General features: G+C 59.0%; 6 protein-coding genes and 5 pseudogenes. 7 read left to right on the top strand and 4 right to left on the bottom strand.

The features are described from left to right. Positions 1-475: 475 nt before the first annotated feature. Positions 476-1,507: pseudogene (locus tag BF95_RS23550) on the bottom strand (IS110 family transposase). A gap of 158 nt (positions 1,508-1,665) precedes the next feature. Continuing rightward, positions 1,666-2,791, bottom strand: a pseudogene (locus tag BF95_RS23545) (IS3 family transposase). 329 nt (positions 2,792-3,120) lie between these two features. Here BF95_RS23545 and BF95_RS30485 point away from each other — a divergent pair. After that, a complete protein-coding gene (locus BF95_RS30485) occupies positions 3,121-3,249 on the top strand; it encodes a hypothetical protein (protein WP_268747201.1) in 129 nt (42 codons plus the stop codon). A 39-nt stretch (positions 3,250-3,288) separates the two neighbouring features. Next, positions 3,289-3,642 carry a hypothetical protein gene (locus BF95_RS23530; RefSeq protein WP_037472175.1) on the top strand — a complete coding sequence of 118 codons (354 nt, stop codon included), beginning with the start codon at positions 3,289-3,291 and terminating at the stop codon, positions 3,640-3,642. Positions 3,643-4,782: 1,140 nt separating this feature from the next. Here the strand turns inward: BF95_RS23530 and BF95_RS23525 are convergent. Further along, a pseudogene (locus tag BF95_RS23525) lies at positions 4,783-5,813 on the bottom strand (IS110 family transposase). A 102-nt stretch (positions 5,814-5,915) separates the two neighbouring features. Here BF95_RS23525 and BF95_RS23520 point away from each other — a divergent pair. Then, positions 5,916-6,158, top strand: coding sequence for a hypothetical protein (locus BF95_RS23520; protein WP_043155024.1), 243 nt, complete (start codon positions 5,916-5,918; stop codon positions 6,156-6,158). A 6-nt stretch (positions 6,159-6,164) separates the two neighbouring features. On the opposite strand, the gene BF95_RS23515 is transcribed toward BF95_RS23520, so the two are convergent. Beyond that, positions 6,165-6,683 (bottom strand): YHS domain-containing protein, encoded by a 519-nt coding sequence (locus BF95_RS23515; RefSeq protein WP_043155022.1) that lies wholly within the window; start codon positions 6,681-6,683, stop codon positions 6,165-6,167. Between the two features lie 228 nt (positions 6,684-6,911). Between BF95_RS23515 and BF95_RS23510 the strand changes: the two genes are divergently transcribed. From BF95_RS23510 to istA, 4 genes and pseudogenes are all read left to right on the top strand, one after another. Beyond that, a complete protein-coding gene (locus BF95_RS23510; protein ID WP_200867049.1) occupies positions 6,912-7,496 on the top strand; it encodes a DUF305 domain-containing protein in 585 nt (194 codons plus the stop codon). A 32-nt stretch (positions 7,497-7,528) separates the two neighbouring features. Continuing rightward, positions 7,529-8,008 (top strand): hypothetical protein, encoded by a 480-nt coding sequence (locus BF95_RS23505; RefSeq protein ID WP_235209964.1) that lies wholly within the window; start codon positions 7,529-7,531, stop codon positions 8,006-8,008. Between the two features lie 277 nt (positions 8,009-8,285). Then, positions 8,286-8,945 (top strand): annotated as a pseudogene (locus BF95_RS26840) (IS3 family transposase); the annotation flags it as partial. Between the two features lie 234 nt (positions 8,946-9,179). Beyond that, positions 9,180-10,237, top strand: a pseudogene (gene istA, locus BF95_RS23495) (IS21 family transposase); the annotation flags it as partial.

Below are 10,237 nucleotides of genomic sequence, written 5' to 3'. Positions count from 1 at the left end.
GGAATTGTGAGTCGGAGGCGAAAGTATCTGACGCCCCCCCCTTCCCCGTTCGCCCTGAGCCTGTCGAAGTGCCCTTCTTCTTGAAGAGAAGTGGAGGGCTTCGACAAGCTCAGCCCGAACGGACTTGAGGTAAGCCCGAACGGGTTGTATAATCGCGTCCCTCCAGTCAAGCGTGGTTGGCATGGGAAGGCTGATCGCGTCGGGCATTGCGTCGACACGTTAATCAACCTTGTGCTTGTTTTTCTCAATGCGGCGTGTCGCGCGAGGGTGTTCGTATGCCGGGAGCAGGGTTGTCTTCGCGGTCGGCATAAAGCCGCCGCATGATGGGTCTCCGCAGGCAAGGTCTTCCTATGTTTTGTGCGCAGTCTTTAAAAAGCTGCAGCCGTTAAAGCGGAATGACCTGACCCACGTCCACGGCAGGGACGCCTCAATACGTCAGATGCTGACGCGCTGAGAAGTTAAGCTGGTGAATTGGTTATGCGGTGACGCCAGCCGATGTGTTGAATGCCTCTCCTGTTTTGAGCATTGTGTGCATGATGACTGCCAGTTTGCGGGCCACAGCGACCGCGGCGCGCTTGAAGCCCAGCCGCTCGCGTAGCCTGAGGCCCCAGTCTCTGAGGCCGCTCTGGTTGCTAGCGCTGGTGCGCGTGAGAATGACCGTTGCCGCCTCGTATAAGAGGCCGCGCAGATGGTTGTCGCCTCGCCGCGAGATGTGGCCGTCATAATCCACTTCGCCTGATTGGTAACGCCGCGTGGTAAGCCCGAGCCAGGCGCCGACCGCGCGTGAAGTTTGAAGTTTGCGGGGTCTTCGATCGCCGCAGCATAGGAGACGGCCGTGACCGCCCCGACTCCCGGGATCGTCATCAGCAGCTTGATTGCCTGGCTTTGCCGGGCTGCGGCGAGCAACTGACGATCAAGTTCTGCGGCGCGCTTGCGGATGTCGCGCCAGGCCTCTAGCAAAGGCAATATGATCTGTGCCAGGCCATCCCTGCCGTCCAGAAGCTCGCGGACATTCCCGTCGAATACACGGCCTGTACCCTTGGGAACGATGATGCCAAACGTCTTCATGACCCCGCGGATCTGATTGCTCAGCTGCGTTGAGATGGTAAGCAACAGGTTGCGGGCGCCCACCAGTGTGCGGGTCAACATGGCGTCGAACGACTTCACCCTGACCGCCTTGTAAAAGCCGGCTTCTGCCAGTTGGGCCAGACCGTCAGCATCATTGGCATCAGTCTTGTTGAGCGTCTCGTTCAATATTTTCTGCGCATGACGCGCTTCGATGCAGACCGCGGGAACTCCCGCCGCCGTTAATGCATGATAGAACCATGTCGACAATGGACCTGTCTCGAATACCACCCGCTCCGCATGCGGGGCGTGTTTGCGGACTATCTGCGCCAGGATCTGGGGATCCGATGCGCACTTGCCGCGCCAGATCCGTTTTCCATCCTGACGAATGGAAATCGCGGTATCTTTTAGTGAAAACGTCAAAGCCTATATACTGTTTCATGGTTGCTCTCCGTGCGATGCTTGGGCCCGGTGCCAATCGTGAGCCCGTTTTTCCATCATATCGGGGGGCAACCACCCCTGTCAGCTATATCAAAATGCTGATGCCCGGGACGAATCGCGCCGCGATTATCCCATGTTTTGTGCCGGTCACCTATCTCATTAAGCCACCTTGGCTTCGAAGGCGAGCGGGCTGATGCCGCCCAGATATGAATGTCGGCGGCGGGTGTTGTAGAACCCGTTGATGTACTGAAAGATGGCGGCTTCTGCCTGACGCCGTGTCGGCCAGCTCTGCCGCCAGATGAGTTCGGCCTTCAGGGATTTGAAGAAGGTCTCGACGGACGCATTGTCGTAGCAATTTCCCTTGCCGCTCATCGATGGACGCAGGCCATAGGCCTGCAGCTTTTTCTGATAGTCGTAAGAACAATATTGGCTGCCACGATCCGAATGAAAAAAGCAGCCTTCCGGAGCTGGCGCAGGCGCACCGCCATATCCAGCGCTCTGATCGCCAAGTCCTTCTTCATTCTGTCACTGACTGCCCAGCCCACGACGCGACGGCTATGCAGGTCGAGAATGACGGCAAGGTAGAGCCAGCCCTCCGACGTCCAGATATAAGTAATGTCGCCCGCCCATTTCCGATTGGGAGCATCGGCGGCAAAATCACCGTCCAACCAGTTTGCCGCGACACCCAAGCGATGGTGACTGTCCGTCGTAACCTTGTGCTTGCGCGTGCGGACTGGCTTGATCCCGTTGATCTTCATCAGGCGCCCGACCCGGCGCTCGCCAACGGCGAGGCCGACCTCCTTGAGTTCCATTGTCATCCTCGGACGACCATAGCTGCCAAGGCTGAGGCGATACTGTTCCCGGATATGTGCCAGCACTTTCATATCCGTGCGCGCACGTTGGCTGATCGGTCGCGAGCGCCAGGATCGATAGCCGCGCTCACTGACAAGCATGACACGGCAGAGCAGTTCGACGGGCCACCGGTGCCGCCAGCTATGCACAAAAGCGAACTTCACGGCCTTTGGCTCGCGAAGAACTGCGTGGCCTTTTTTAGTACTTCCCTCTCCTCCCGCAGCACACGGTTCTCAAGGCGAAGGCGTTCATTCTCACGTGCCAGATCTGCCTGCGGCGCTGAAACCAGATCACTGGGCCGATACTGCGACACCCACTTGCCCAGCGTCGACTTCCCTATCCCCAAATCCGATGCGACCCGGTCGCGAGGCAATCCGCTGGTCAGCGCAATCCGCACCGCCTCCTGCTTGAACTCTTCTGTATGCTTGATCATCTCGTCGGTCTCCTGTTGCGAGCTCTAATCGCTCAGGTGACCGGCGCAAATCCGTTACAAGTCCAGTTCCCGCCCTTCGCGCGCTTCGAGAAGAGCTACGTCTTCTCACCGATCCTAGTCTTGAACTTCCTCCATCTCCGCAATGCCGTCTTCGCCTTCTCCACGCTGGATGCCCGTACCTATGCGAACCACGTCTCCCACGAGCTGGAGCCGGTGCTCATCAGCCAGGCAATCGAGTTCCTGCGGCGGAGCATCCCTGGTTCCTCCGACCCGGCTACGATTATGCGGGTGGGGAAATCGACCTCGTCGTCGTTGGCGAGACCGGGCCTGTGCTGCTCATCCAGGCCAAGGGGACGCTGCCACCGCAGGGGGCTCGCCTGACGGAGCGACTGGCCGATCGCATTCGCGAAGGCATTGGCCAAGTGGAGAAGTTCCGCGCACTGGAGGTCACCGAGTAGGAAGCTATCGCGAGTGCCGCCGTCGGGCGGCCTGTTGCGGTGGCTGACATCCGGCACGGCATCCTCGCTCGGTCGTGCTTCGGTGCACCCGAGATCTTCGATCCCGCGCTAGGGATCGCGCGGATCACGCTGCCGCTTCTGTCGCTTGCGCTCGGCGAGATGCGTGCCCGAGGGGAGCTGGCGGACATAGATGCGCTCCTCCTTCACCTGGAAGGGATCGAGCTGCGCTATTTCGTGGAAGCCGACCCGCGGTGGGAAGAAGGAGCGTTCTCGCTGGCGGGCCGGCACCTGCACGTGCCGTTGTTCAAGTACGATCAGGACATGGTAGACATGGTTCGCGCACAATCGTGGGAATGCTCGTTTATCGAGGAACCGAACGGCGGGCCCGATTGATCGGCGAGCTTGATCCATTTCGGCCTGGCGCATGCATGTGCGCCATGCGGGAACGATAAATCAAATTTCAAGAGATCGACCGCCACTGAGACGTCGTTCGCGACTCCGTTGGTGCGGATGTGGCGGCGCTCCCTTTTAAGAGACGGTTCGCTCGGAACAGGCGCGATGGCAGCTTCCGTCGATACCTGACGTTGGTTAGCGCGGTCCTAAGCGACTATCTTGATCGGTAACGGCACGTGCAACCTGCGATTTTCTGGCCATCCCAGACGATGCCCTAAGAAGCCAGATTCCTCGACAACCAGCCATTGTGACTCAGTTGAAGACCGATCGCGTTGAAAAATAATTGTCGCGTTCGGTCTCTATCGGCCGCCTGAAAAATTTAAAAAGAGTGACAATATCTTGACCGCCATCAGGTTCTGGCGGACATCGGATCGAGCTATTTTTTCAATCAAAGATCGGTATAGCCTGCATGGATGCCCCAGCGGACGTCACCGCCGTTCCCGTCATCTACAAGATTCTGGGTATGAGCAATGACGATCAATTAGCGCCTTTGGTCGACACGCTTACGCAGACGCCTCTCAGCATACTTAAGATCTGCCGGGCCTATGAACGGCACGCCCCGAATCACAGTCGGTATACCGATCAGATCGGCGATGAGATTTACCGCCTTGGCCAGAAGGCACTGAATATCACGGATGGTAGCCGCCCTTCGTATCAACGCATGATCGACGTTATGCAAACAGCTGGGGTCGCCTGCCCAGGAGGACGAGCTGGCCGACGACGAGACAGCTCTACTCAATGTCTTTACGTCGCAACGTCTCTCGTCGATCCCGACCGACAAGCAGCAAGCAGCCGTGAACGAGGCTTCTGTGGTTGCCGCCCGTGATGCAAGAAGTTTCTGATCCGAAGAGCGAGTGATCGAGTGCGGTCTTCTGTCAGGCCTTTGGTTGCGGCGTTTCAGAAGCCGCTGGCCGGTATGGTGATCTGCGGTTCGAGTCCAAATCTCGTTTTCGAGCTGGGATGCTCACGCCTCGTAACTGGTTTTCCCGAACCAGATCTGTTCGCTCATTTCGCCCATTCGGGTCGTCGCCTTCTCACACCCCCATCATCCGACGTTAGGTAAGCTTGTTGGCATGCCGATCATGCAACTGCTGCCTGCGCCGGAATTCTGTATTCATTACCATTTTTTATCAGGCCCAAATCGTTCTGGCCATCTTGTTGGCGAGGGCAATTGCCACAAGCATTCTCGGTTTCCTGGCAAGCATATCTGCGAGCCAGGAATTTTCTGGAATCGATCTTCGACCCATCCAATTCAGACGGGACATTGCACCTATGATAAGCAGTCTGCGGATATCRGCCTGACCYGCTTTCGAAATACGTCCAAGGCGCTCCTTTCCGCCCGAGGAGAATTGTCGCGGGACAAGACCGAGCCAGGCCGCGAAGTCCCGCCCGCATCGGAAGCTCTCCATTGATGGRGCGAAGGCCTCGACCGCTAAGGCTGTTAAAGGGCCAACTCCCGGAATCGTCTGTAGCCGCTTGGCCGCGTCAGTTTCAGCCGCCAGCGCTTTGATCTTCTTTGTCCGTATATTGATACGCTCAGTTTTCTCAGCGATCTGTGCCARTAGATCTCGGCATTCCTCCCGCATCAAAACGGGCAAATCGCTGTTAAGCTCATCAAGAATGTCCGCAATCCTGCAGAGCTGATTTATGCCTTGGGGGACAACATGACCATATTCATAGAGCGCCGCCCTTACGGCATTGACCAGTTCCGTGCGTTGATGAACCAGCCGTTCTCTTCCGCGAAATAGAATCGCCCTGCTTTGCTGCTCTTCCGACTTTGGATCAACAAACCGCATCTCTGGTCGTTGAGCCGCAATTACGATCGCTTCAGCGTCAGCGGCATCATTTTTCTGTCGCTTCACGAACGGCTTAACATAGTGTGGTGCGATAAGTTTGACCTCGTGGCCAAGCCGGATCATTTCCCGGGCCCAATAATGCGCACTGCCACATGCTTCCATCACGATCACCGCCGACGGTTGCGCTGCCATAAATGCGGCGAAGGCTGAACGCGGAAGCTTTTTCCGAAACTTGGGTTCGCCTGTCATTGACGCTGCATGAAGCTGAAACACGGACTTTGCCAAGTCCACGCCGATCATTGTATCTTTTGACACGATTGCCGTCCTTTCCGCTCAGTGGTCCTAATTCCACTATCCTGGCACATCTCAGTGCCGTCTGGGGAGGGCGGCAACCACCCCATCTCGTTTGACTGCTCGATGTCCATGCTCACGCCTCCTCAAAGGCCGCGAGCTTTCCTATTCCGGTGCCGGCAACAAGGCCGCCTTCCGTCGGCGCTTACTTACAAACTGACCGTCGCCTATGACCCCGATCCGGATGGCATTTCCCTTGATGAGGAAATCCAAAGCCTCCTCTCCGAGATGTTCAACATCGCAGAGAGCTACAATTGCTCCATGGAAGCCGATATCTACGAGGTCGGTGGTCAGCAACGGTCCTGGTAGAATCAATCAAGCGTTCAGTGTTCGTTCTTCAACCTGGCCAAAATCGCAGCTTCGGGCCGACTGGGCCAGCATCGAGATCGCCAGCAGCGGGACGGCGAGTAGCACTGCTACCCAGGTTCGCCGGGTAAAATCGACAAGCTCGGGATTGGGGGCATCGTCGAGCGAGGGTTCTTCGGGTTCGAGCGCCATGCCGCAGATCGGGCAGGTGCCCGGTCCGTCGCGGCGAATTTGCGGATGCATCGGACAGGTCCACATCGCGCCCGGCGATGCCGCGGGGTCGGTAGGTTGGCCATCAAGATAGGCCCTCGGATTGGCGACAAACTTGGATCGACAGCCCGGGCTGCAGAAATGATAGGTCTGACCGTCATGATCGGCATGATGCGGGGTCGCATTGGGGTCCACCGACATACCGCAGACGGGATCGGTCACATAATCCGGCCCGCCTGCCTTTGCCCTGGCGTTCGCTGGAGCCGCGCAACAGCTATGATCGTGGCCGGCATGCGGCGTGGATTTGGACTCGGACATTCCGGTTCTCCTTTTCACGCCATCTCATCTAGGGTCTGACATCGTGTCAGGGTCAAGGGCTCCTTGATTTAGCTATCCGGCAATCACCGGCATGAGTGCGCAGAGCCCGACGATCAGCCCCAGAGAGAATGAGGAGGGATATGCCGGGGGATGAGGTGAGTTAAAGAGATGCCGGTGAGGGCACCGATCGCGGGGGACAATGACTTAATCGCGATAAGGAGACGTTAGATGGAAGGCAAACAGAGCGGCATGGCCATGGGCTATGGCCGGTTCGCGGCAATGATAGCGACCTCTACCGTCGTGATGTTCGGCCTAATGTACCTCAACACTTATGCGCTGAGCCACGTCGAGTTTAGTCAGACCCGCGCCTGGATGGCACTCATTATGGGCGCGGTCATGGCGATGATCATGCTAGGCTTCATGTGGGGCATGTATAAAAATACCCGTCTCAATCTCGGTATTCTGGTCGGCAGTGCAGCGATCTTCGCGATAGCGCTATGGCTCGTACGCAGCCAGGAAACCGTCGATGACGTTTCCTATATGAAGGCGATGATCCCGCACCACTCGATCGCGATCATGACCAGCGAGCGCGCCCACATCAAGGATCCCGAGGTCCGCAAGCTGGCGGACGGCATCATTGACGCGCAGGTCCGTGAGATCGCCGAGATGAAGCAGATGGTCGCACGCCTGCAAGCCAAACCGACACCGAACGGCGCTCCGGACTTGCCGTCATACCGTGATCGGGGGGCTTCGCCGCCGCCACCGCAAACCGATGAGAGTACGGGGATCGACACGCACAAGCCGATTTCCTGAGTTCCTCTTTGTCATTCGACGCCATGCGTAGGATGACCTGTAACGAAGATGGGTCGCTGCCCGTATGCCGGAAACTATCGGGCTGCCGAAATGACCATAATGTTGCTCCGGAGCTGGATTTACCTTATCCGAAAGCGGCTGTGAAACGAGCACTTCGCCTCTTTCTCCTCTTGGGAGCTCTGATCGGCCTTTTCGGGCAGGCGGTGGCTTATGCGTCCGTCCAGCCTGCGGTATCCGCGCCTATGGCGATGTCCGGCATGGCAGAAACCGGGATGTCCGAAGACTGCATGAAGATGATGGCGCAGCAGCAGCCTCAGCAGAAACCCTGCAAGGGTATGACGCTTGCCTGTATCGCCGCGATGGGTTGCGTCGTGCCCATGGTCGTTCGCAACGATTCACCCGCGCTCGCAAGCCGCGAAACAGCGCAGAACCTGGCTTTCTGGCCGACGACCACTGTCCTGCGCGGCAGTGACCTCACGCCCGAACCGGAACCACCCACTCTCCTTGGCTGATCGAACCCGGCCTCAAGGCTGGCAGGATCGGTGCGCCTGACGCGCATCGAAGCTACCTGCCTGACCTGCGGCCACGCCACGATTATCGCCAAAGGAATAGTGCCATGAAGACGATCAAAGTCGCCGCCGCCATCGTCGCGGCCTCCCTCTCCGCGTTCACCACCGCGCCCGCGTTTGCGCAGGGCGAAGCTTAGAGGTGGCCTGGCAAAACTGCACATCGGGATAAGTGGATTTTCTGCCTGACGGCGGCCAGGATGGCCGCGTGACAGGAGTAGAGATGAGCAAACGACCACGCCGGAATCACAGCCCGGCATTCAAAGCGAAGGTGGCATTGGCCGCCGTGAAGGGCGAGAAGACGCTGGCGGAGCTGGCGCAGCAGTTTGACGTGCATCCGAACCAGATCACGCAATGGCGCGGGCAGCTTCTGGAAGGGGCTGCCGGTGTATTTGGCAGCGAGMCGCGGAGCGAGGCTGCGGCGCCGGYGATCGACGTAAAGACGCTGCACGCCAAGATCGGTGAACTGACGCTGGTTGAACGATTTTTGTCAGGCGCTCGGGRAGGCGGGACTGTTGCCGAGCGCAAAACGATGATCGACCGTTCGCACGCACTGCCGTTGGCGCGGCAAGCCCGGGAGCTGGGGATCAGCCGGGGCAGCATTTATTATCTGCCCAGACCGGTGCCGCCTGCCGATCTCGCCATCATGCGGCGGATCGACGAGTTGCACCTGGAATTTCCGTTCGCGGGTAGTCGGATGCTGCGTGATCTTCTGCGGCAGGAAGGCATCGAGATCGGCCGCCAGCATGTCGCCACGCTGATGAAGAAGATGGCGATCGAGGCAATCTACCGTCGCCCGAACACATCGAAGCCGACCCCTGGGCACAAGATCTACCCTTACTTGTTGCGTAAACTGCCGATCGTGCGGCCCAATCAGGTCTGGCAACGGACATCAGCTACATTGCGCGGCGACAACTACGATGGCCGGTTGAGCGGCGACTATGATGGCCGGTAGGATCGGTTGTCTGGTCTGATCGTAGGGAGGGGCGCAGCCCCGACCGGAGAGCGGACCAGACAACCGGTGGCGATCTTTTTTCCCCTTCTTTCGGGGGCKGATCGGGSSTGTGGCGGGCGGTGGTATCGGAACACTCATCGAACAACGAGCGATGGGTTTGCGATGCCGGGCCACCACATTTCCGATCAGCAGGTATTTCTCTTCATGACCCATCGTCGCCAACACACCCAGGCTCGTCGCGGCTGCCAAGGCCGGTATCAGCGAGCGCAGCGCACGCCGGATCGAGAAACGATCCCGCAGCTTCCCGTCCCAGAAGAAGAAGGAGCGCCACTGGCGCACCCGCGCCGATCCGCTCGAGCCATTCTGGCCACGCGTCGAGGAGTTGCTCCAGATCGACGGTATCATTGCCGTCACGGTCTTCGAGACGCTCCAGGACGAGTTCGGCGAGGATGCTGTTCCCGATGCGATACGACGAACACTTGAACGCCGGATCGCCCGCTGGCGGGCACTGCACGGCGGCGAGAAGGAGATCTTCTTCCCGCAGCATCATGAGCCCGGTCGGCAGGGCCTGTCGGATTTCACGGTATGCGACAGTCTCAAGGTCACCGTTGCCGGCGAGACCCTAGCCTATCGCCTCTACCACTTCCGCTTGGCGGCGAGTGGCTGGGAGCATGCGGCTGTCGTGCTGGGCGGGGAGAGCTTTGCCGCCCTTTCGGAGCACCTGCAGGATGCGTTGTGGAAGCTGGGCGGTGCGCCGGCCGAACACCGCAGCGATTCCCTGTCAGCCGCCTACAAAAACCTCGACGCCGATGCGCAGCGGGATTTCACCCGAAGCTATGACGAGCTGTGTCGTCATTACGGCATGCTTGCTACCCGCAACAACCGCGGCGAGGCGCACGAGAACGGATCGATCGAAGGTCCCCATGCCCATCTCAAGCGACGGCTCGATCAGGCCTTACGCCGGCGGGGCAGCCGCGATTTCGTCAGCATCGAGGCCTGGCGCGAGTTCGTTGAGGCGCAGGTCGCCAGACAGAACCGGCGGCATGCTGCGCGCATCGATGCAGAACGCAGGGTACTCAAGGCGCTGCCCGCAAGGCGAACCACCGATTTCGCCATGGTCACCGTCGATGTCACCCGCAACGGCACCGTCGCCATCGATCGGGTTACCTATTCGGTGCCTCCCTGCCCTCGTCGGACGGCGCCTCAACGCGCATCTCTTT

Source organism: Sphingobium sp. Ant17 (assembly GCF_000588875.1).
In the GTDB taxonomy this organism is placed as follows: Bacteria; Pseudomonadota; Alphaproteobacteria; order Sphingomonadales; family Sphingomonadaceae; genus Sphingobium.
Note: the sequence above shows the minus strand (reverse complement) of the source record. Positions and strands in the feature narration are given on the sequence as shown.

Bases quoted from the DNA above. Each gene is read 5' to 3' on its own strand.
- BF95_RS23520 (WP_043155024.1), top strand. From the start codon at position 5,916: ATGTCCATGCTCACGCCTCCTCAAAGGCCGCGAGCTTTCCTATTCCGG.
- BF95_RS23515 (WP_043155022.1), bottom strand. From the start codon at position 6,683: ATGTCCGAGTCCAAATCCACGCCGCATGCCGGCCACGATCATAGCTGT.
- BF95_RS23510 (WP_200867049.1), top strand. From the start codon at position 6,912: ATGGAAGGCAAACAGAGCGGCATGGCCATGGGCTATGGCCGGTTCGCG.
- BF95_RS23505 (WP_235209964.1), top strand. From the start codon at position 7,529: ATGACCTGTAACGAAGATGGGTCGCTGCCCGTATGCCGGAAACTATCG.